At 66.8% G+C, this 20,245-nt stretch carries 12 protein-coding genes; 5 read left to right on the top strand and 7 right to left on the bottom strand.

Annotation, left to right across the window (positions count from 1 at the left end):
- Window positions 1-218: 218 nt before the first annotated feature.
- The 4 genes from WS62_RS11875 to WS62_RS11860 form a co-directional block, all read right to left on the bottom strand.
- Window positions 219-3,644, bottom strand: coding sequence for a transglutaminase family protein (locus WS62_RS11875; protein ID WP_066571009.1), 3,426 nt, complete (start codon window positions 3,642-3,644; stop codon window positions 219-221).
- Between the two features lie 115 nt (window positions 3,645-3,759).
- Window positions 3,760-4,707 carry a transglutaminase family protein gene (locus tag WS62_RS11870; protein WP_066571008.1) on the bottom strand — a complete coding sequence of 316 codons (948 nt, stop codon included), beginning with the start codon at window positions 4,705-4,707 and terminating at the stop codon, window positions 3,760-3,762.
- An 8-nt stretch (window positions 4,708-4,715) separates the two neighbouring features.
- The gene (locus tag WS62_RS11865) at window positions 4,716-5,657 is read right to left on the bottom strand and encodes an alpha-E domain-containing protein (protein WP_066571007.1); all 942 of its coding nucleotides are present in this window, start codon (window positions 5,655-5,657) and stop codon (window positions 4,716-4,718) included.
- A gap of 61 nt (window positions 5,658-5,718) precedes the next feature.
- A complete protein-coding gene (locus tag WS62_RS11860) occupies window positions 5,719-7,134 on the bottom strand; it encodes a circularly permuted type 2 ATP-grasp protein (protein WP_066489180.1) in 1,416 nt (471 codons plus the stop codon).
- A gap of 733 nt (window positions 7,135-7,867) precedes the next feature.
- On the opposite strand from WS62_RS11860, the gene WS62_RS11855 reads away from it, so the two are divergent.
- From WS62_RS11855 to ahpF, 5 genes are all read left to right on the top strand, one after another.
- A complete protein-coding gene (locus tag WS62_RS11855; protein ID WP_066571006.1) occupies window positions 7,868-8,500 on the top strand; it encodes a nitroreductase family protein in 633 nt (210 codons plus the stop codon).
- A 70-nt stretch (window positions 8,501-8,570) separates the two neighbouring features.
- Window positions 8,571-9,059, top strand: coding sequence for a hypothetical protein (locus tag WS62_RS11850; RefSeq protein ID WP_066571005.1), 489 nt, complete (start codon window positions 8,571-8,573; stop codon window positions 9,057-9,059).
- A 521-nt stretch (window positions 9,060-9,580) separates the two neighbouring features.
- The gene (locus WS62_RS11845; RefSeq protein WP_066571031.1) at window positions 9,581-10,681 is read left to right on the top strand and encodes a lytic polysaccharide monooxygenase; all 1,101 of its coding nucleotides are present in this window, start codon (window positions 9,581-9,583) and stop codon (window positions 10,679-10,681) included.
- 276 nt (window positions 10,682-10,957) lie between these two features.
- On the top strand, window positions 10,958-11,521 hold the full coding sequence (ahpC, locus tag WS62_RS11840; RefSeq protein ID WP_066489122.1) for an alkyl hydroperoxide reductase subunit C: 564 nt from the start codon (window positions 10,958-10,960) through the stop codon (window positions 11,519-11,521).
- 129 nt (window positions 11,522-11,650) lie between these two features.
- Entirely contained in the window at window positions 11,651-13,258 is a 1,608-nt protein-coding gene (gene ahpF / locus WS62_RS11835; protein ID WP_066571004.1) for an alkyl hydroperoxide reductase subunit F, read from the top strand.
- Window positions 13,259-13,471: 213 nt separating this feature from the next.
- Here the strand turns inward: ahpF and WS62_RS11830 are convergent, their stop codons facing one another.
- The 3 genes from WS62_RS11830 to WS62_RS11820 form a co-directional block, all read right to left on the bottom strand.
- Window positions 13,472-13,843, bottom strand: a complete 372-nt coding sequence (locus WS62_RS11830) for an MAPEG family protein (protein WP_066571003.1) — start codon at window positions 13,841-13,843, stop codon at window positions 13,472-13,474.
- Window positions 13,844-14,201: 358 nt separating this feature from the next.
- Window positions 14,202-16,337 carry an AprA-related methyltransferase gene (locus WS62_RS11825; RefSeq protein ID WP_066571002.1) on the bottom strand — a complete coding sequence of 712 codons (2,136 nt, stop codon included), beginning with the start codon at window positions 16,335-16,337 and terminating at the stop codon, window positions 14,202-14,204.
- Between the two features lie 13 nt (window positions 16,338-16,350).
- Window positions 16,351-20,190, bottom strand: coding sequence for an AMP-binding protein (locus WS62_RS11820; protein ID WP_066571001.1), 3,840 nt, complete (start codon window positions 20,188-20,190; stop codon window positions 16,351-16,353).
- Window positions 20,191-20,245: the final 55 nt, after the last annotated feature.

The following is a 20,245-nucleotide window of genomic DNA, read 5'->3' as shown; positions in this document are numbered from 1 at the left end:
AAAAGTGAAAGCACGATTCGATTCTTCAAAGGCGAACGGCCCGCGCCGCCATCGCGAAGCGAATGCCGCCCGCGTGCGGCGCGTGCCGCTCATCGATGTCGAATCCTAACATTCCTGCCCGACGCGGCACGTCTGTCGCGCGGCGCCCGCGCATCGCGCGTTTCGTCCCCGCCGCTGTCGCGGCGCGCACCCGCCCCCTCCGTGCGCATTTGCATGCCTCAGTCACGCCGCAAGTCCAGCGTGAACGGAAACTCGCGGCTCGGCGCGGCCGGCTCGACCGTCATCGTACCCGGCGTATGTCCCATCGACACGAAGCGCGCGAGCCGCCGGCTCTCGGCCTCGTACGCATTCACCGGGAACGTGTCGTAGTTGCGGCCGCCCGGATGCGCGACGTGATATCGGCAGCCGCCGAGCGAGCGCTGCATCCATGTATCGACGATGTCGAACGTAAGCGGCGCGTGAATGCCGATCGTCGGATGCAGCGCCGACGGCGGCGCCCACGCCTTGTAGCGCACGCCCGCCACGTACTCGCCGGCAGTGCCGGTCGGCTGCAGCGGCAGCGCGCGACCGTTGACGGTCACGACATAGCGGCTGTCGTTCAGCCCGCTCACATGGATTTCGAGCCGCTCGAGCGACGAATCGACGTAGCGCACGGTGGTGCCGATCGCCCCCTCCTCGCCCATCACGTGCCACGGCTCGAGCGCGCCGCGCAGCGCGAGCGCGACGCCTCGCACCGCGACCTGGCCGAACAACGGAAAACGGAACTCGAAGTGCGGCGCGAACCATGCCGGATCGAACGCGAAGCCCGCTTCGCGCATCTCGGTCAGCACGTCGTCGAAGTCCATCTTCACGAACGTCGGCAACAGGAAGCGATCGTGCAGCGCGGTGCCCCAGCGCGCAAGCGGCGTCGTGTACGGCGCGCGCCAGAAGCGTGCGATCAGCGCGCGCAGCAGCAACTGCTGGACGACGCTCATCCGCGCGTGCGGCGGCATCTCGAACGCGCGCAATTCGAGAAGACCGAGGCGGCCCGTCGCCGAATCCGGCGAATAGAGCTTGTCGATGCAGAATTCGCTGCGATGCGTGTTGCCCGACACATCGATCAGCAAGTTGCGCAGCACGCGATCGACGAGCCACGGCGGCATGTCTTCGCCGTAGCGCAGCTTGTTGCGGCGGATCTCGGCGAACGCGATATCAAGTTCGTACACCTGATCGTTGCGCGCCTCGTCGACGCGCGGCGCCTGGCTCGTCGGCCCGATGAAGAGCCCCGAGAACAGATAGGACAGCGACGGATGGTTGTGCCAATACGCGATCAGGCTCGCGAGCAGATCAGGACGGCGCAGGAACGGGCTGTCCGCGGGCGTCGCGCCGCCGAGCACGAAGTGATTGCCGCCGCCCGTGCCGACGTGCCGGCCGTCGACCATGAATTTCTCGCTCGACAGCCGTGATCGATAGGCCGCGTCGTACAGGAATTCGGTGTGCTGGACGAGCTCGTCGAAGTCGTGCGCTGGATGGATGTTCACTTCGATCACGCCGGGATCGGGCGTCACCTGCAGCATTTTCAGGCGCGCGTCGCGCGGCGGCGGATAGCCTTCGAGCACGAGCTTCACGTCGAGCGACTCGGCGGTCAGCTCGACCGCAGTCAGCAGATCGAGATATTCCTCGAGCGCGGCGAGCGGCGGCATGAACACATAGAGCACGCCGTTGCGTACCTCGACGCACAGCGCGGTGCGCGTGATCCACGCGGCGGATTCGAAGCGCTGCGGATAGCGCGCGGGATCGTCGGCCGCGCTTGCCGGCGCAGTGCTCGAGCCTTCGCCGGCGCGCGCCTGCATCACGGTCCGAGCGGGCGCCGCGAAGTCGCGCGCGGCGGCGGCCGGCTCCCGCACCACGTCGTCCCCGCCGACCGCATGGCGCGCGCGCAGCGTCTTCGCATCGGGCAGCGTGTCCTGCGGCGCAAACGGATCGCGCTCGACGAGATACGGAAAATCACCGCGGCTCACCCACGGCAACGAATCGAGCGGCAGACGATAGCCCATCGCCGAATCGCCGGGCACGAGATACATCCGCTCGTCACGGAAGAACCACGGCCCCGTCTCCCATCGCGGCCCCGCCAGCGCCGGGTTCGGCGCGAGCGGCTTGAGCGGCAGCACGTAGCCGATCACGCTGTCGAGCTGCTGCGAGAATACCTTGCGCAGCCGCGCGCGCTCGAGCTCGTCGTCGAGCCGCGCGTCGAACGGATCGACGTTCACCGGCAGTTTCCGCTCACGCCACAAGTAGTACCAAACGTCTTCGTAGCCGGGCGTCACATATTCGCTCGTGATGCCCAGGCGCGCCGCGAGCGCGCGGATGAAACGCTCGGCGTCCGCGGTCGCGCAAGTCGACGCGTCGCGCTCGTCGGCGAAGCGTGCGGGATCGCGCCAGACCGGCTCGCCGTCCGCACGCCAGAACACGGACAGCGCCCAGCGCGGCAGTTGCTCGCCCGGATACCACTTGCCCTGCCCGAAATGGAGAAAGCCGCCGCCGCCGTACTCGGCGCGCAGCTTCTGCACGAGCGACGTCGCATAGCCGCGCTTCGTCGGCCCCAACGCATCGGTGTTCCACTCGGCGCCGTCGCGATCGTCGATCGACACGAACGTCGGTTCGCCGCCCTGCGTCAGGCGCACGTCGCCCGCATTCAAATCGGCGTCGACCTGCGCGCCGAGCTGCAGCACGTGATGCCACTGCTCGTCGCTGTAAGGTTTCGTCACGCGCGGCGATTCGTAGATCCGCGTCACGCGCATCTCGTGCTCGAACTCGACCTCGCATTCGTCGACGAGCCCTTCGACAGGCGCGGCGCTCGTCGGCTGCGGCGTCGCGGCGAGCGGAATGTGCCCTTCGCCCGCGAGCAGCCCCGACGTCGGATCGAAGCCGATCCAGCCCGCACCCGGCAGATAAATCTCGCACCATGCGTGCAAATCGGTGAAATCGACTTCGGCGCCGCTCGGGCCGTCGAGCGCCTTCACGTCGGGCGTCAGCTGAATCAGATAACCGGACACGAAGCGCGCGGCGAGACCGAGATGACGGCACAGCTGCACGAGCAGCCAGCCGCTGTCGCGGCACGAGCCCGACGCGAGCGAGAGCGTCTGCGCAGGCGTCTGCACGCCCGGCTCGAGCCGCACGACATAGCGAATGTCGCGCTGCAACTGCTGGTTCAGCGCAACGAGGAAGTTCATCGTGCGCGTCGGCGTGCGGTCGATCGATTCGACATACGAACGAAACGCGTCGGACGCGCTCGCATCGGGATCGCACACGAGATACGGCGCGAGCTCGCGGCGCAGCGCGTCGCCGTAATCGAACGGAAAGTTCTCCGCGTGCTCTTCGAGGAAGAAGTCGAACGGGTTGTAGACCGACATCTCCGCGACGAGATCGATTGCGATCTCGAACGTGCGCGTCGGCTCGAGAAACACGAGCCGCGCCATGTAGTTCGCGAACGGATCCTGCTGCCAGTTGACGAAGTGCTGCTCGGGCTCGATCTTCATCGAATAAGACAGGATCGGCGTCCGGCAATGCGGAGCGGGCCGCAGGCGCACGATCTGCGGGCCGAGCTGGACGAGCTGGTCGTAGCGATAGCGGGTGACGTGGTGAAGCGCGACGTGAATGGACATGGCGTGGCCGTTCGATGCGGTTGCAGGGGCGATCAGGATGTGACGATGCAGCTGCGCGACGACACGGCGCAACCGCGCCGCTGTCCATTGCGCTACTGCGCGGCGCTCGCGCGCGTCAGACGAGCTCCGGCGACTGGATCACGCTGATCTCGACGCCGAGCGGCTTCGCCCCCGGACCGTAGACCGGCATCGTGTCGCGATAGTCGAGGCCCGCCGCGATGCGCACGTAGCGCTCGTCCGGGCAGCGGTTCATGAACGGATCGAAGCCGACCCAGCCGAGGCCTTCGATGTACGCCTCGGCCCACGCGTGGCCCGATTGCGGCTGTGTCGCGACCGCCGTTTCCTGCATCGCGACGATCGGCTGCCCCGCCGCATCGTCCGGCGTTTCGTGCGCGCCGTCCGAGTCGCGCCGCATCTGCATCGCCTGCTGTGCGACGCCGCTCGCCTGATGCAGCGCTTGCGCGATCCGCTGCATCGAGTTGTCCGTCAGCAGATAGCCGGACACGTAGCGCGCCGGAATCTTCAGCGCGCGCGCCGCGGCGACGAACACGTGCGCGTGGTCACGGCTCGTGCCGATGCCGCTTTGCAGCGCGCTCTCCGCGTCGCGCGGCGCCGGCTGCGTGCTCGGCTCGTAGGCGATCCGGCTGTGCACCTCGGTCATCAGCCAGTGCAGCGCGTCGAGGCTCTTGTTCTCGATCGGCAGCGCGTCGGCGAGCGCGCGGACTGCATCGCCCGCCCGGGTCAGGTCAGTCGCGCGCTCGAATATCCACGGCGGCGCATAGCCTTCGACATTGCCGAGGATACCCGCGCGGTCCTGCGTCTCGACGACGCCCGCCGCGACGATCGTGATCTCCGGCTTGTCGCGCTCGTGCCGCACGAGGTCGACGCGATTGCCGAAACCGTCTGCATAACCCAGCGTCGGCTCGACGCCGTCGATCGTCACTTGCCAGGCCCGCACGGTCTGGCACGAACCGCTTTGCGGGCGCAGCCGCAGCCGCTGCAATACGTAGGCGGCGTGTTCGTCGAATTGAAAGCGCGAGATGTGGCGGATGGCGAGGCGCATGGCTGATCTCAATCGAAGTTGTAGGCTTGGGCGATTTCGAGGCCGAGACTATTGTTCTTGGCGATGAAATCCGTCAGGAACTCGTGCAGCCCGCTCTTGAAAATGCGCTCGACCGAGTTGTCCTCGAGCGACTGCTTGATTTTGGCGGCGGTTTCGTGACAATCGTGCGTGACACCGTAATCTTTCGCGAGATGATCGAGGCTCGACACAACCCGTCCGTAGCAGTAGCGCAGCGAGCGCGGCATCCGTCCGTTGAGAATCAGATAGTCGGCGATGTTGAGCGGCTTGTACTGGACGTCGTAGACCCAGCGGTACGAGCGGTGCGCGGCGACGCAGCGCAGGATCGACTCCCACTGATAGTTGTCGAGGATCGTGCCGACGTGCGACACCGACGGCAACAGCAGGTGATATTTGACGTCGACGATTCGCGCGGTGTTGTCCGCGCGCTCGACGAACGCGCCGATCTGCGCGAAATCGAAGATCTCGTTGCGCAGCATCGTGCTGTAGAAGCTGCCGAGGATCAGCGCGGTCTCGCGCTTGATCTCGTCGAGAATCGCGGGAAGCGCGCTCGCGTGGATCGGCTGCGCGAGCCCGCGCCTGATCGCGAGCCACGCGCCGTTCACGCTTTCCCATGCCTCGCGCGTGAGCGCCGTGCGCACCATCCGCGCGTTCGAGCGTGCGTATTCGATGCACGACAGCACGCTCGACGAGTTGTCGCGATCCCGCAGCAGATAGTCGGCAACGCTATCGGCCGCGTATGTTTCGTACTTCTGCCGATAGCCGTCGTCCGCGCCCGAGCTGACGAGCACCGACGACCATTCTGCCGGCGCATCCGACGTGCGCGTGAGCGCCATGCGCAATCCCACGTCGACGATCCGCGCGGTGTTCTCCGCGCGCTCGATATAGCGATACATCCAGTAAAGACCGCTTGCTGTCCGTCCAAGAAGCATGTTTGCCGTCCACTCCGATCGTTGTTCGGTGCGGCGCGCAGACGCGCCGCATGCGCATGCGTCAGTCGGCAAGCACCCAGGTATCCTTGGTGCCGCCGCCCTGACTCGAGTTGACGACGAGCGAACCCTCCTTCAACGCGACCCGCGTGAGGCCGCCCGGCGTGATGCGGATCCGGTCGGACACGAGCACGAACGGCCGCAGATCGACGTGGCGCGGCGCAAGCCCTTTCTCGGTCAGGATCGGCGTCGTCGACAGCGCGAGCGTCGGCTGCGCGATGTAGTTCGACGGCTTCGCGCGCAGCTTCGCCGCGAACGCGTCGCGTTCGGCCTTCGACGCCGCGGGACCGACGAGCATCCCGTAGCCGCCCGAGCCGTGCACCTCCTTCACGACGAGTTCGTCGAGATGCTCGAGCACGTACTTGAGACTGTCTGCTTCCGCGCAGCGCCAGGTCGGCACGTTCTCGAGCAACGCCTTGCGACCGGTATAGAACTCGACGATCTCCGGCATGTACGAGTAGATCGCCTTGTCGTCGGCGATGCCGGTGCCGGGCGCGTTCGCGATCGTGATGTTGCCCGCGCGGTAGACGTCCATGATCCCCGCGACGCCCAGCGCCGAATCCGGCCGGAACGTGAGCGGATCGAGGAACGCGTCGTCGAGGCGACGGTACAGCACGTCGATCGGCCGAAAGCCTTCGGTCGTGCGCATCGCGACGCGATCGCCGATCACCTGCAGATCGCTGCCCTCGACGAGATGCACGCCCATCTGGTCGGCAAGGAACGCATGCTCGTAATACGCGGAGTTGTGGATGCCGGGCGTGAGCACCGCGACGGTCGGATTGTCCGCGTTGCCGCCCGGCGGGCAGACGGCCGCGAGCGACTGGCGCAGCAGTTGCGGATAGGTTTCGACCGGCCGCACCTTCACCTGCTGGAACAGCTCGGGGAAGAGCTGCATCATCGTTTCTCGGTTCTCGAGCATGTACGACACGCCGGAAGGCGTGCGCGCGTTGTCTTCGAGTACGTAGAACTGATTTTCCGCAGTCCGGACGATGTCGACGCCGATGATGTGCGTGTAAACGTTTCCGGGCGGCCGGAAATCGATCATCTCGGGCAGGAACGCTTCGTTGTGCGCGATCAGGTGCTTCGGCACGATCCCCGCGCGGACGATCTCCTGTCGATGATAGATGTCGTCGAGGAATGCATTGAGCGCCATCACGCGCTGCTCGATCCCCTGCGACAGCCGATTCCATTCCTGTCCGGAAATGATCCGCGGCACGATGTCGAACGGAATCAGCCGCTCGGCGGCTTCGGCGTCGCCATAGACGGCGAACGTGATGCCGGTCTTGCGGAACACGCCCTCGGCGTCGTGCGCCTTCTGGGCCAGGCTCGCGGGATCCTGCGTGTCGAGCCATCGTTTCAAGCGCTCATATGGCGCTCGTACGGTATCGCCGGGTTGCAGCATTTCGTCGAACGGCTTCATCGAATAGTTCTCCATCATTCACTCGGCATCTGTCTATGCCGAACCGGCGTAACGAGTAGCGAGCAAAGAGCGTGCCTTGTTCGAGTCCGATTCCCGGTTTGATTTGGCACTTTTTCGCGGCATGCCGCACCACAACGGTGCGGCGGCCGGTCGGCGGCATGCGCCGACTCGGCGCAGCCGGCGTCGCTCGCGTCTGTAGCGTGGCAGATTTCCGGCGCGTCTGTCTATGCGGGCGATCACTTCGGCATCCGATCGATTCGGCTGCTCTCATGGATTAACTGAATAGTTATGCAATGGCGACCGTGAGCGCGACCCGCGCCGGATCGGCATTCCGCGCGGCGAGCAAAGGACATCCATGAAAAGAAATGCATGTATCGCAGGCGCGACGCTACAAATTGGCCGGTGCCGAGCCGCTGGCGGATGTGCGAAGGTCGGGTGCCCCGATAAAGCACCAACAGGAATCGAAGACTCGGAAGATCGGCGGGAAAGTTTCCTGACACGCACGAATAGCGGACGCGCACAGTAATCGCCTCCGAGTCGCCCGAACCGGCAACTTCTTGCTGTTCCTGTCCGGCAATCCGCTCGACCGCTTCTGCGACAGACGAGGCATCGCCCCGTCTGTCCGCCGCGCCATCATCGAATTAACCCTACTAGCGAATGAGAATCGTTTGCATTTACACCGAAACTGTTCGATGATGTGCTCCGTTCATCGACCAATACCGAAGCCTCGACCATGGATGCCATCGCCACCGCGACGCCCGTGCGCGCCGCCGCCGACGACGACGCCGACGACCCGCACGACTTGCTGCCGGGACTGCTGTCGCGCCGCTCCCGCTGGCCGCTGAACGAGCCCGCGCCGAATCCGCGCGAGCTCGACGCGATCTTCGATGCCGCCCTCTGCGCGCCCGATCACGGCAATCTGCGCCCATGGCGCTTCGTCGTCGTTCAGGGCGCGGCGCGCTACGCGTTCGGCGATCTGCTCGTCGAACTCGCCGACGCGCGCGCGCCCAACGATCCGCCCGGTTCGCACGAGCACCGCCGGGACAAGGCGCTCGCCGCGCCGCTCATCGTCGCGCTCGGCGCTGCGCTGAACCGCACGTCGAAGGTGCCGGAAATCGAACAACTGCTCGCCGTCGGCGCGGCCGCGATGAACATGCTGAACGCGATCCATCAGCTCGGCTACGGCGGCTTCTGGGCCACGGGCGTCGACTCGTACGAGCCGGCGATGCACGACGCGCTCGGCTTCGGCCCCGACGAACGGCTCGTCGGCTTTCTGTTCGTCGGCACGCCGGCAGAGCCTGCGGGCAGCACGCGACGCCCGGATCGCGACGCGCACGTGCGCGAATGGCTCGGCCCCGCACGCTGACCGCCATGCCGACCGACTTCATTGCGCGGCCCGCACATCGCGCGCCGCTTCGATTTCCGGAGGTTCCGTCATGAATTTCCATCATGCCGATCCGAGCGCCGCGCCGCTCGTCGACACCGACGTCGCACTGCGCGACACCGATGCGCAGCGGATCGTCCTGACTGCGGTTCGCACATGGCTGCATCCCGCAGCAGCCGAAGACGGCGCGCGACGCGATCGGCAATCGTGGCGCGACGTGCTGGCCGCCGCCGGATTGCACGCCAACGGCCTCGTGCATTTCGACATGCTGATGCGCTTCCTGACGTGCGATGCATGCCATCCGCTCGACACGCATTGCCGCTGCGCCAGCGGGCTCGCGAGCGACGAAGCACGGCTCCTGCAAGCGCTTGCCCATCTGCAATCGACGCGAAGCGAAGCGGCGCTGCGCGCACTCGCCGACTGGCTGCCGCGCTGCGCGGACAGCGGCGTGCTGAAGATCGCGCGCTGGTTCTCGATTGCGCTGCTCGATGCGGGGCTCGCGATTCACTCGCCCGCGCAGCCAGCCGCCTACATGCACTGACTCGATCGACGAACGCGCCGCCGCGCGGACGATCAAGCGGTCGCGCGCCGTCGATGATCGATTGCACCGTTCGGCACGCGTCTCGCCCGCAATTCGGCGTCGCATGCTCGCCGGCGGCCGCGATCCCGCCGCCCATCGTCCGACACGCACGCAAGCGCGCGCCGTGAACGTCGCTCATCGAGCGAATGCCGGACGTGCTTCCTTCGGTCAAGCTCCCAAGTTTCGCGGTAACGTTCACCACCGCCGTGACGATAGGCTTGCGATCTCTCTGCTTACGAACTTCTTCTCGGCATGGATCGAACGGCTCGACGGCGGCTATCCCTTGAAGCACCGGCATCGCACGAATTCGCCGCGCCTGCCATTTTTGGTAGGCCTACCGACGCGCCACGTCATCTACCATCCTGACGAAATCCCTGAAAGAAGGCTGCGACACCTCATATTTCGATATCCAAAACAATCGACGCACCTCCACTACGCTACGGAACGTGAACCGTGTCATTTTTCACCAGGAGGAACGCTACATGAAGTCGCTCTTCGATGCGCCGTCATCTCGCCACCCGGCGCGTCGTGCCGCCACGCTCGGCGCCGCCGCCACGCTTGCCACTTCGCTCGCCGCGATGTTCGCGCCCGTCGACGATGCCGCAGCACACGGTGCAGTCGGCTTCCCGATTGCGCGTCAATATCAATGCCGCCTCGAAGGCGGCTACTGGGATCCGGCCGACGGCTCGGGAATTCCGAACGACGATTGCCGCGCGGCCTATCGCACCGGCAACAATTCGGCCTACCCTTTCACGCAATGGAACGAGGTGTCCGCAAATCCGGTCGGCCAGGGCAACGATCTCGCGCAATTGAAGGCGGCCGTGCCGGACGGCCTGCTGTGCGCGGGCGGCGACACGTCGAAGGCGGGCCTCGACAAAGCGCCCGCGACGGTCTGGCGCAAGACGCAACTGACGCCGCGCAGCGGCCACGTCGAGCTCATGTGGGAAAACACGACGTCGCATAATCCGGCGCGCATGCGCGTGTTCATCTCGAAGCCGTCGTACGATCCGGCGCGGCCGCTGCGCTGGGACGATCTGCAGCAGATCTACGACGCGCCGGCGCCCGCGCCCGTTCCCGCGAACGGCGCGGGCCATCTGCCCGGCTCGATCCAGTCGTTCTACAAGCTCGACGTGACGCTGCCCGCGGGCCGCACCGGAGACGCCGTGCTGTATAGCTACTGGCAGCGCATCGACGCGGGCAACGAAGGCTTCTTCAATTGCAGCGACGTGACGATCGCCGCGAACGAAAGCGCATCGGGCTTCCCGTGGGTCGCGACGCGCGCGTTCATCGAGCCGGGTGTCGTGCCGCAAGCCGGCCAGCAGGTCCGCTTCCGCGTGATGGGCACCGACGCGCGCGGCGCGGAAGTCGTCGACGTGCGCCAGCCGATCACGCCGTACAACATCGATCGCAGCGTGTGGGCGAAGCAGATCGCCGATCAGGTCAACGGCCGCTACGGCAACGTCGCGCGGATCGGCGTGCTCTCGGGCAACACGATCTACTTCGACGCGGCGAACCTGCGCGCGAACAAGATCTGGCTGCAGCCGAACTACAGCAGCGCGCTCGGCGTCGCCGGCGCGAAATAGCGGCTGCCGTCCGACCGGACGGGCGACCGCGCGCCGCCGGCAGCCGGCCGCGCCGTCGCCGTACATGGCGTGCTTGCGGATATTCCCTCGATATCCGCATTGGGCGACGCATCTCGATCCTCGATGCGCCGCCCTTTTTTTGCCCGCCCGCGGCCCGGCCGGGTAGCCGGATAGGCATTACCGATTCCGATCATTGAAACAAGCAATTTCACAGAAGCGAGCCGCATCGCCATACTGGCGCTTCCTGATCACACATCGATTCAAGAGGAAGCGCAAATGCCGATCATCAATAGCCAGATCAAACCGTTCAAGGCCACCGCGTACCACAACGGCGAATTCGTACAAGTCAGCGACGAGACCCTGAAGGGCAAGTGGTCCGTCGTCGTGTTTTATCCGGCCGACTTCACGTTCGTGTGCCCGACCGAGCTCGGCGATCTGGCCGACCGCTACGCCGAATTCCAGAAGCTCGGCGTCGAAATCTACGCAGTGTCGACCGACACGCACTTCACGCACAAGGCATGGCACGACACGTCGGACACGATCTCGAAGATCAAGTATCCGATGATCGGCGATCCGACGCTCGCGATCTCGCGCAACTTCGACGTACTGATCGAAGAAGAAGGCCTCGCGCTGCGCGGCACGTTTGTGATCAACCCGGAAGGCGAGATCAAGCTGTGCGAGATCCACGACAACGGCATCGGCCGCGATGCGGGCGAGCTGCTGCGCAAGGTCCAGGCCGCGCAGTACATCGCCGCGCATCCAGGCGAAGTGTGCCCCGCCAAGTGGACGCCGGGCGCCGACACGCTCACGCCGTCGCTCGACCTGATCGGCAAGATCTAACTCCGCACGGCGGCATCGCCGCCGTCCGCGCCATGCGGGCCGCGTCCGTCGCGGCCCGCTCACCGCCCCGCACCGCATCGTACGAGAGCGGCGAGCGCGGCTCACTCTCGTTACGGAATCCGAATCGTCATGCTCGACGCCAATCTCAAGACTCAGTTGAAATCGTACCTCGAACGAATCACCCGCCCGGTCGAGCTCGTCGCGTCGCTCGATGACGGCGACAAATCGCGCGAGCTGCGCGCGCTGCTCGACGAAATCGCGTCGCTGTCGCCGCAAGTCACCGTGGTCGAGCGCCGCGACGACGCCGAGCGCAAGCCGTCGTTCTCGGTCGGCGAGCGTGGCAAGGCAACCGGCATTCGTTTCGCCGGCATTCCGATGGGCCATGAATTCACGTCGCTCGTGCTCGCACTGCTGCAAGCGGGCGGTCATCCGCTCAAGCTCGACGACGCGGTGATCGAGCAGATCCGCCAGCTCGACGGCGACTACGCCTTCGAAACGTACATCTCGCTGACCTGCCAGAACTGCCCGGAAGTCGTGCAGGCGCTCAATGTGATGGCGCTCGTCAACCCGCGTATCCGCCACGTGACGATCGACGGCGCGCTGTTCCAGGACGAGGTCGAAGCGCGCCGGATCATGGCGGTGCCGACGCTTTTCCTGAACGGCGAAACCTTCGGCCAGGGCCGCAGCAGCGTGAAGGAAATCCTCGCGAAGCTCGACGGCGGCGCGAGCCGGCGCGCGGCGGAGGCGCTCGCGACGAAGCCTGTGTTCGACATGCTGATCGTCGGCGGCGGTCCTGCGGGTGCGGCGGCTGCGATCTACGCGGCGCGCAAGGGCATTGCGACGGGCGTCGTCGCCGAGCGCTTCGGCGGGCAGGTGCTCGACACGATGGCCATCGAGAACTTCGTGTCGGTCCAGGAAACCGAAGGTCCGAAGTTCGCGACCGCGCTCGAACAACACGTGAAGCAGTACGAAGTCGACGTGATCGACGTGCAGCGCGCCGACAAGCTCGTCCCCGGCCGTGTCCACGAGATCCATCTCGCGAGCGGCGCTGTGTTGAAGGCGAAGGCGATCGTGCTCGCGACCGGCGCGCGCTGGCGCGAAATCGGCGTGCCCGGCGAGCGCGAGTATCGCAATCGCGGCGTCGCGTACTGCCCGCATTGCGACGGCCCGCTCTTCAAGGGCAAGCGCGTCGCGGTGGTCGGCGGCGGCAACTCGGGCGTCGAAGCGGCGATCGATCTCGCCGGCATCGTCCGCGAGGTGACGCTGATCGAATACGGCACACACCTGCGCGCGGACGAAGTGCTGCAGCGCAAGCTGCGCAGTCTCGCGAACGTGACGGTGATCACGCAGGCACGCACGACCGAACTCACGGGCGACGGCGCCAGGCTGAACGGCCTCGTCTACGAAGACATGCGCGCCGGCGAGACGAAGCGCGTCGAACTGGAAGGCGTGTTCGTCCAGATCGGCCTCGTGCCGAACACCGAATGGCTGAAGGGAACGGTCGAGCTGTCGAAGCACGGCGAGATCACCGTCGATGCGCGCGGCGCGACGTCGGTGCCGGGCGTGTTCGCAGCCGGCGACGTGACGACCGTGCCGTACAAGCAGATCGTGATCGCCGTCGGTGAAGGCGCGAAGGCTTCGCTCGGCGCGTTCGATTACCTGATCCGCAGCGAGGCGGATGCGATGCCGGCCCCGGCCACCGAAGCCGCGCGAAGCGACGAGCCGGTCGCCGCCTGATCCGCGCGATACCCGTTCAACTGTCTACCGTTGGCCCTCGTCGCGATGTGGAGAGCATCGTGACGAGGGCGCTTTTTTTGGTTCGACGCAAAGCAAGCCGCGTCGCCCGAGCGCATCGCATGTTCGACCGCCGCATCACACTGTGAAAGGATGTGAAGCGCTCCGCGCCTGCCGCACGCAACGCCGGCAACGAGCATGGAGCTTGCCGTGCGCTCAGGGTGCGGCGAAGAACAACCAGACCACACAAGCGAAACCGACGGTCCACACCAGCGAGCGCAGCGTCGCCCAGTTCAGCAGATAAAACACCCCATAGACCACGCGCGACGCAACGAAGACGATCGCAAGCTGATCGACGCGCTGCACGTTCGCGCCGTTGTGCCACGCGACGACGAGCGCGGCGGTGAACAGCGCGAGCGCCTCCCACGCATTCTGATGCGCGGCGAACGCCCGCGCGCGCCAGCCTTCGAGCCGCGCGAGATACTGACGCGGCTCGCGGTTGTCGTAGTGCGCGCCCGACTTCGCGCATATCGTCCAGACGAACGGCATCAACGCGGCAATCAGCAGGCAAGCTTGCGACACGTTCATGTTTCCCCTCCCCGATGGATTTTGACGAACCGGATCGATCATCTCGATCGATGCGCGTCGGACTCCGTCCGCGCCAGCCGAACTATACGGTAACGCGTCGACGCGGCAGCGGAATTAGCGAGGGAATGTGGACGGAACCCGTCCACACCGATATCGAGTACGACATTCTGGAATCGAGCGCGAGACGTCATATCCGGAAGCAGCTGTCGCGCTGCGTGCATCGGCAGCGGCGAGCGGCGCGAACGCCGCGAGCGCCTTCCGCCCGCAGGCGGCGTCCGGACCTCGGCCGCCGCAGTCAAACGAAAGGCGCTCGCGCTAAACGCCCCGCCTCTGCCCCGCAGTTCGCCGGCAGGCGGGCTCAGGCATTCGCCGCGTCGAAAGCGACATAATCGGCAATGCTGAAGAACCGATATTCGTTCAGCAGGTCCGGCCCGGGAAAGCCCTCCGGGTGGATGCGCCCGTGAATCGCGTCACGCGGGCTCAATCCCGCCAGGCACATCGCGAGCATGAACTCGTCGAACGGCGCCATGAACTGACGCGACACGAAGTGCATCCCCCAATTGAACACGGCCGGCAACTGCTCGGTGCGGGTCCAGCGGCCCGGGTCGGCCATCGCGTCGTCCAGCAGGCTCGCGGCCCACGGGCTGTGCCCCTCGACAACGAGGAAACCATGCTTCGCGTGCGGCTTCCAGCGCGCGACGAAATCGATCAGATCGGCGGCCGCGACGTAGCCCGGCACGAGTCCTTCGGCGTCGCTGTACGCGACGCGGAACGCACGCTTGATCTCGTCGAGCGGAATCGGCAGCGCCGCATCGTCCGAGACCGTCAGTTGTCCCGGATAGTAACGTTCGGCGACGCGGCGCAGATGCGTCCGATCGACCTGCCGCACGTAGCGCTCGAGGATCGCGTCGGCGGCGTCGCCGCGACGCACGTCGAGACGCCGGTTGTGGACCAGGAACATGAACGTGTGCAGCAGATCGCCGAGACGCGCCGCGCGGCGGCTGCCGTCCATTTCCTTCACGGTCAGGCCGCTCGCGGCGACCGCTTCGTCGTAACGATCGGGCTGCGAAATGTCGGCGTCGATCACGCGCACGTGCACACCCGGCACGCTGCCCAGCTCCGACAGCGTGTCGGCCGCGCGACTGCGCGCCGATTCGTTGTAGTCCGCACCGATGACGATGAGCGGATAGTCGGCGAGATGCCGGCCGCGCCGCGTCGACCGTATGACGTACTGCGCGAGGCGCCGCAGCGCGCTGCCGTCGCCGCAGCCCATGTCCGAAATGCCGGCCGGCTGCTGATCGAGCGGCGTCTCGTCGAACAGGCGGCGAATGATCTTCGTCGAAATCTCCCGCGACGCCGGACCCGACCCGGCGCCGCTCGACGCGTACACGTTCATCACGCGATCGATGTGCCCGTCGCGATCGACATCGAGCGGATCGGGGTCGCCGAACAGCAGTTCGTCGAGCAACGCGTACGTGCGCAGGTACGATGCGGCGAGCCCCGCGTACGGCGCGGCAATCGGCCGATGAATCCGGCCCGCTTCGTTGAGCTGCACGCGCGCGCCCTCGGAATCGACGTCCGCGACGCCCGCGTGGCCCATCAGCGCCCACGCCGCGCTCAGCGCGACGCGATCCGCGTGCGGCCAGCCGTCGCCGATCGACACCCAGTCGCGTCGCGCGTCGAATGCCTCGAAGACGCTTGCCGCGACCTTGCCTTGCTGCCTGCCCTGCTTCTCGAACACCGGCATGTCGAGCGCGACCCACGTCGGGCCGAGCAGCAGCCCGTCCATCGCGGTGCGCAACTGCGCATGGACGTGCCGCTCGAGGCCATCCCGCGGTTCCGGCAGCGGCCATCCGTCGATGCAGATTCGCACGAGCTCCGCATAGAGCGCGCTTTCGTCTTCGTTCACGCGCCGACGATGGCACAGCGCATGCAGGTGCTGCAGCATCGACGTCGCATCGGCCAATCGCGTGAAGAGCGGCCGCTGCGCGTTCACGCATTCGACCACGCACGCGCCGGCGGGCGTCAGCGCATAGTCGGCGCGCTCGTCGCCGCTGCTCAGCGTGACCCAGCCGGCCAGCCCGAGCAGGTTCAGCGCGCCCCACAGCAGCCCGAGATTGCGCGTCGGGTCGGCCTTGTGCTCGGCGGCGAACGCACGCATCGCACGCGGCTCGCCGGCCTTCAGGCCGTCGAACGCGCCCGCCAGCACGAGGCGCGTGAGCGTCGGCACGAGCACGATGCCGTTCGCCCAATTGCAGCTGCGCGTATAGGCCATCACGCGCTGCGCGTCCTCTTCGCCGATGCGCAGCGTCGCCGCCCGATCATCGCGGCGAGTCTCGATCGGCGCGCCGGTGTCGACGATCTCGACGCGCAACGGCGTGCCCGCCGGTACGCCGAGCAGCGTGCAGCTGTCGTCGGCGTGCGAGCGGAGGTAGTTTTCAAGCTGTTCGGTCAGGGTGCCGGCAGAAGTGGCAAGTTCACAAAGCGACTGCATGATCGGATGCGCCTCAGAAGGATGAAGAAGTGTCGGACGAAGCCGCGCCCGCGTGTGCGCGCACGCTTCGGTCCATTCGGGTGGCGAGATGCGCCGCCAATGCGTCGATCGACGAATGATCCCAGACGGCGGATGCGTCGACGGTCGTGCGAAATGCGTCGCTGAACGCCATCGTCAGCTCGACCGCGAGGATCGAATCGAGCCCGATGTCGGCGAAGGTCGTCTCGGCCGTCAGCGCGATCCGGCGATTCCGCAGACGCTCGCCCAGCCACGTCAGCAGCCATTGCTCGAACTCCCGCTTCAGTTCGGGGTCGACCGGAGCGACCGGCGCGGGCGTGGGCGCGTCGTCCACCGTCGGCAGCGGCTCGTCGTCGGCGAGCGCGACGCCGGCATCGGACGGCTCCATGCTCGCGTCGTGCTCGGCGCGCAGCAGCGGATCGAGCCGCTGCGTCGCGCCCGGCACTGTCTGCTCGATCGGCCCGATCTCGCGCTCGACGTGCAGCGCCCACTCGGCGATCTGCGCGGCGCTCGACAGCACGCGCCGCCGGCCAACCTGACGCTGCGCCGCTTCGACCGCGAGTTCGTATTGGCTCTGCGCCCATTCGAGCGTCGCGCCGTCGACGCCGCGCCGCTTCGCGGCCTGCTCGACGGCCGCCAGCAGCAGCGCCCACTGCGCGACGCTGCCGAACCAGTAGTTGACCCAGTTCGTCGCATGCGCGGCGCCGCCGAGTTGCTCGGCGTTTGCGAGCCCGTCTTCGAGCAGCCGTTCGCCGAGTTCGCGCAGTTCCGCGGCGAGCGCGCCGGCGCCCGTCCGCGCGCCCAGATAGCCGAGCAGATCGTCGCTGCCGTTCAGCAGCCGGCTGCCCAGATGCGCGAGCAGTGTCTCGGTCGGCCCTTCGAAGATGCGCGGCAGGCGCGCATCGCGAAAGATCTGCGGCGCGAGATTGGATTCGATATAGCCGCGGCCGCCCAGCATCTGCATCAGTTCGTCGGACGACTGCGACAGGAATTCGGAGCCGAGGATCTTCGCGATCAGCAAGCCGTCCTCGGGTGCGTCGCGTCCCGCGTCGAAGTCGGCCGCCAGGTGCTCGATCAGCGCGTTCAAGCCGTCGATGCGATGCCGCAGGTCGCCGAGGCGCTGGCGGCTCAGCGGATTGTCGAGCAACAGCCCCGTGCCGATCCGGCGCCGCGCGCCGTAGCGATGCATCAGTTGCGCGCAGCGCTTCATCCCGCCGACGCAGACCGCGCCGATGCCGAGGCGCGCGAAATTCATCGTCTGCTGCGCGACCGCCATTCCGTGCCCGAGCGCGCCGAGCCGGCACGCGTCGCTCACGCGTGCGCGATCGAGATGCAGCGTGTTCTGGATCATTCCGCGCACGCCCATCGTCAGGTCTTCCGCGCCGATCCGCAGGCCGGGCGTGCCTTGTCTGACGGCGAGCCCGATCATCCCGGCGCCGCCGGCCTGCTTCGCGAACACGTTGATCACGCCCGCCCACGCGGACGATCCGCTCCAGCTCTTCCGGCCGCTGACGAGCCAATGATCGCCGTCGATGCGCTGCGCGGTCGATGCGATCGCGCGCACGTTGGAGCCCGCGGCCGGCTCGGTCAGCGCGAACGCGGCAAGCGTTCGCCCCGTCGCGAGCAGCGGCAGCAGTTCGTCGCGCAGCGCCGGCTGCGCATGCAGCATGATCGGGCGGATGCCGAGCGTATTGTTCAGGCCGACGAAGAATGCGAGCGTCGAATCGATCGTCGCGAGCTGCGACACCACCTCCAGCATCTCGCGATGCGCGAAGCCGAGGCCGCCGTATGCACGTTTGATCTGCATGCCGAGCAGCCCTTCGTTGCCGAAATCGAGCACGATGTGCGGTGGAATCGTGCGGCGCTCGTCGATGGTTCGCGAATCGATCCGCGTGCGCGCGTAGTGGCGCAGCCAGTCCTTGAGCTGCTCGACCTTCGGTGCGTTCGGCGAAGCGGCGCTGCCCGCGTCGGCCGCATCGCTTTTCACGCTCGGCGCGGCGGTCGATACGGTCGATGCGGTTGACGCGGTTGACGCGGTCGATGCGATAGCGCCCTGCGTCGCGTCGGACATGCGATCGTCGGCGTCCCAGCGCGCGAGTATCGTCAGCTCGCCGTCGCGCATCCGGTTGCGGCATTCGCTGCGCCGCACCTTGCCGCTCGACGTCTTCGGCACGCTGCCGGGCGACACCAGCAGCACCGAGCCGGGACTGATGTCGTGGCGATGCCAGATCACCTCGCGAATGCCCTTGAGCAGCGCGTCGAGATCGCCCTTGCGCTGCGTGCGCTCGATTTCGGCGACGACGACGAGCCGCTCCTCGTCGTCCGTCTCGACCGTGAACGCCGCGCAGCCGTTCGGCACCAGCTCGGGCCGGCTGCCGATGACCGCATACTCGACGTCTTCCGAGTAGTAGTTGCGCCCCGCGATGATGATCATGTCCTTCAGGCGGCCGGTGATGTACAGATCGCCGCGATGATGGAAGCCGAGGTCGCCCGTGCCCGCGAATTCCTGCCCCGTCTCGCCGCCGATGCCGCGCTGGAACGTCGCGATCGTCTGTTCGTACTGCTGCCAGTATCCGGGCGCGACGCTCCGGCCGGCGACGCAGATTTCGCCGATCGCGTCGTCCGCGCAGCGCTCGTTCGTGTTCAGATCGCGCACGACGACCCGCTGCTCGCCGATCGGCACGCCGACGCTGACGAGCACACGCTCGCCGTCGCGCTCCTGCATCTGCGGCGACAGACCTTCGAGCTCGCGCTTGATCACGACCTTCTGACGCTGGAGCGCCGCCTGGTCGACGCACACCGTGCGCAGCGGCCGCGGCGCGCTGCGCCCGGCGACCAGCAGCGTGCATTCGGCGAGGCCGTAGCAAGGCTTGAAGCGTTCGGGATCGAAGCCCGTCGACGCGAAGCGCTGCGCGAACTCCGCGAGCGTGCCGTAGCGGACCGACTCCGCACCGCTGTACGCGGTCCTCAGGCAGCTCAGGTCGAGCGTCGCGAGTTGCTCGTCGGGCACGCGGCGGCTGCACATCCGGTACGCGAAGTCGGGCGCGCCCGTCACGTCCGCGCGATAGTCACTGATTGCGCGCAGCCACAGGAACGGATGCTGGACGAAGCGCTCCGGCGCCATCAGCACGCAGCGGAAGCCGCCGAACAGAGACGTCAGAATGCCGCCGATCAGCCCCATGTCGTGATAGGGCGGCAGCCAGCTGACCATCGTGCTCTCTTCGTGATACCCCATCCATTCGCCGATCAGCGCGAGGTTGTGCATCAGGTTGCCGTGCGTGACCATCACGCCCTTCGGCTTGCCGGTCGTGCCCGACGTGTACTGCAGGAACGCGACGTGCGACGGTGCGACATCCGCGGGCTCGAGCGACGCGTCGAGCGGCTTCGCGGCGTCCAGGTCGAGCAGCGCGACGTGCGACGCCGCGGTGTCTTCCAGCAGCTTCGTGCAGCGCGCGAAATCGTCGCCCGTGCACAGGATCGCCTTCGCGCCCGCACGCTCGACGATGCCGACGATGCGGGCCGCGTGCTGCCGATTGCGCGGCGGATACACGGGCACCGCGACCGCGCCCGCGTACAGGCAGCCGAGAAAGCCGGCGATGTAATCGAGGCCGGGCCGGCAAAGCAGCAGCACGCGCTCGCCGATGCCGACCGAATGCCGCTGAAGCAGCAGCGCGACGCGGCGCGCCGTCCGGTCGAGGTCCGCGAATGTGATCGACTGCTGCTGCTCGTCGTCGGGCTGACCGCTCAAGAACAGATAGGCGTCTTTCTCGCCTTTCGTCGCCGCACGGAAACGCAGCAATTCGTTGATCGTCTTCGGCAGATTGGTGGTTGTCATGACGTCATCCGACAGGAAATGAAACCCACGGTCGTGGTGGTTGCGTTCGGCGGCC

It is taken from the genome of Burkholderia sp. ABCPW 14, assembly GCF_001523835.1.
In the GTDB taxonomy this organism is placed as follows: Bacteria; Pseudomonadota; Gammaproteobacteria; order Burkholderiales; family Burkholderiaceae; genus Burkholderia; species Burkholderia mayonis.
This window is presented reverse-complemented; position numbering and strand designations above follow the sequence as displayed.

Coding starts and splice junctions, on each gene's coding strand:
- ahpF (WP_066571004.1), top strand. CDS start 11,651: ATGCTCGACGCCAATCTCAAGACTCAGTTGAAATCGTACCTCGAACGA.
- ahpC (WP_066489122.1), top strand. CDS start 10,958: ATGCCGATCATCAATAGCCAGATCAAACCGTTCAAGGCCACCGCGTAC.
- WS62_RS11865 (WP_066571007.1), bottom strand. CDS start 5,657: ATGCTTCTTGGACGGACAGCAAGCGGTCTTTACTGGATGTATCGCTAT.
- WS62_RS11870 (WP_066571008.1), bottom strand. CDS start 4,707: ATGCGCCTCGCCATCCGCCACATCTCGCGCTTTCAATTCGACGAACAC.
- WS62_RS11855 (WP_066571006.1), top strand. CDS start 7,868: ATGGATGCCATCGCCACCGCGACGCCCGTGCGCGCCGCCGCCGACGAC.
- WS62_RS11850 (WP_066571005.1), top strand. CDS start 8,571: ATGAATTTCCATCATGCCGATCCGAGCGCCGCGCCGCTCGTCGACACC.
- WS62_RS11825 (WP_066571002.1), bottom strand. CDS start 16,337: ATGCAGTCGCTTTGTGAACTTGCCACTTCTGCCGGCACCCTGACCGAA.
- WS62_RS11875 (WP_066571009.1), bottom strand. CDS start 3,644: ATGTCCATTCACGTCGCGCTTCACCACGTCACCCGCTATCGCTACGAC.
- WS62_RS11845 (WP_066571031.1), top strand. CDS start 9,581: ATGAAGTCGCTCTTCGATGCGCCGTCATCTCGCCACCCGGCGCGTCGT.
- WS62_RS11830 (WP_066571003.1), bottom strand. CDS start 13,843: ATGAACGTGTCGCAAGCTTGCCTGCTGATTGCCGCGTTGATGCCGTTC.
- WS62_RS11860 (WP_066489180.1), bottom strand. CDS start 7,134: ATGAAGCCGTTCGACGAAATGCTGCAACCCGGCGATACCGTACGAGCG.
- WS62_RS11820 (WP_066571001.1), bottom strand. CDS start 20,190: ATGACAACCACCAATCTGCCGAAGACGATCAACGAATTGCTGCGTTTC.